The sequence below is a fragment of the Alkalihalobacillus sp. MEB130 genome, assembly GCF_032335535.1.
Taxonomy (GTDB): Bacteria; Bacillota; Bacilli; order Bacillales; family Bacillaceae_D; genus Halalkalibacter.
Window position 1 is genome coordinate 1 of sequence record NZ_JAOANA010000063.1, and the last position, 1219, is coordinate 1219.

General features: G+C 48.2%; 9 tRNA genes and 1 rRNA gene. All 10 read left to right on the plus strand.

Annotation, left to right across the window (positions count from 1 at the left end):
• Positions 1 to 10 precede the first annotated feature (10 nt).
• Positions 11 to 126 (plus strand): 5S ribosomal RNA (gene rrf / locus N0O92_RS23700).
• A gap of 10 nt (positions 127 to 136) precedes the next feature.
• Positions 137 to 212, plus strand: a tRNA-Val gene (locus N0O92_RS23705).
• Positions 213 to 215: 3 nt separating this feature from the next.
• Positions 216 to 288, plus strand: a tRNA-Thr gene (locus N0O92_RS23710).
• Between the two features lie 20 nt (positions 289 to 308).
• Positions 309 to 384 (plus strand) — tRNA-Lys (locus tag N0O92_RS23715).
• Between the two features lie 17 nt (positions 385 to 401).
• Positions 402 to 483 (plus strand) — tRNA-Leu (locus tag N0O92_RS23720).
• Positions 484 to 493: 10 nt separating this feature from the next.
• Positions 494 to 565: transfer RNA gene (locus N0O92_RS23725), tRNA-Gly, on the plus strand.
• A gap of 30 nt (positions 566 to 595) precedes the next feature.
• Positions 596 to 684 (plus strand) — tRNA-Leu (locus N0O92_RS23730).
• A 9-nt stretch (positions 685 to 693) separates the two neighbouring features.
• Positions 694 to 770, plus strand: a tRNA-Arg gene (locus N0O92_RS23735).
• A 34-nt stretch (positions 771 to 804) separates the two neighbouring features.
• A tRNA-Pro gene (locus tag N0O92_RS23740) sits at positions 805 to 881 on the plus strand.
• A 7-nt stretch (positions 882 to 888) separates the two neighbouring features.
• Positions 889 to 964 (plus strand) — tRNA-Ala (locus tag N0O92_RS23745).
• Positions 965 to 1219: the final 255 nt, after the last annotated feature.

Consider the following 1219-nt stretch of genomic DNA (forward strand, 5'->3'; position numbering starts at 1 on the left):
AATTCTATAGTCTGGTGGCGATAGCGAAGAGGTCACACCCGTTCCCATGCCGAACACGGTCGTTAAGCTCTTCAGCGCCGATGGTAGTTGGGGGCTTCCCCCTGTGAGAGTAGGACGTTGCCAGGCATTTTAATATGGAGGATTAGCTCAGCTGGGAGAGCACCTGCCTTACAAGCAGGGGGTCGGCGGTTCGATCCCGTCATCCTCCACCATACGCCGGCCTAGCTCAATTGGTAGAGCAACTGACTTGTAATCAGTAGGTTGGGGGTTCAAGTCCTCTGGCCGGCATCGCTTTCTTAAACTTTTAAGAGCCATTAGCTCAGTTGGTAGAGCATCTGACTTTTAATCAGAGGGTCGAAGGTTCGAGTCCTTCATGGCTCACCATTTTTAACTTTTAATATGCGGGTGTGGCGGAATTGGCAGACGCGCTAGACTTAGGATCTAGTGTCTTATGACGTGGGGGTTCGACTCCCTTCACCCGCATTAGTATTTCGCGGAAGTAGTTCAGTGGTAGAACACCACCTTGCCAAGGTGGGGGTCGCGAGTTCGAATCTCGTCTTCCGCTCTTTAATCTAATATTTTTATTGAAGTCCTAGCCGGGGTGGTGGAATTGGCAGACACACAGGACTTAAAATCCTGCGGTAGGTGACTACCGTGCCGGTTCAAGTCCGGCCCTCGGCACCATTTTAATATGCGCCCTTAGCTCAGCTGGATAGAGTGTTTGACTACGAATCAAAAGGTCGGGAGTTCGAATCTCTCAGGGCGCGCCATATTTTTAAACATGATCGTAAGATCGGTTATCTACGGGAAGTGGCTCAGCTTGGTAGAGCACCTGGTTTGGGACCAGGGGGTCGCAGGTTCAAATCCTGTCTTCCCGACCATTATTTTGGGGCCTTAGCTCAGCTGGGAGAGCGCCTGCCTTGCACGCAGGAGGTCAGCGGTTCGATCCCGCTAGGCTCCACCAAAAAAGATATTGACAGACCAATCTTGGTTTGGTAATATATAAAAAGTCGTTAAAAAGAGATATAGAGTTCTTTGAAAACTGAACAAAAGCCAAGCGAAAAGAGATACATGATATCTTGTCAATTTTTCTCATCGTTTTATTAAAAATGATGAAGTATCGTTAGCGATACATTTTGAGCTATGTTCCATCACTAAAGTGATGAAACTCAAACACTTTTATGGAGAGTTTGATCCTGGCTCAGGACGAACGCTGGCG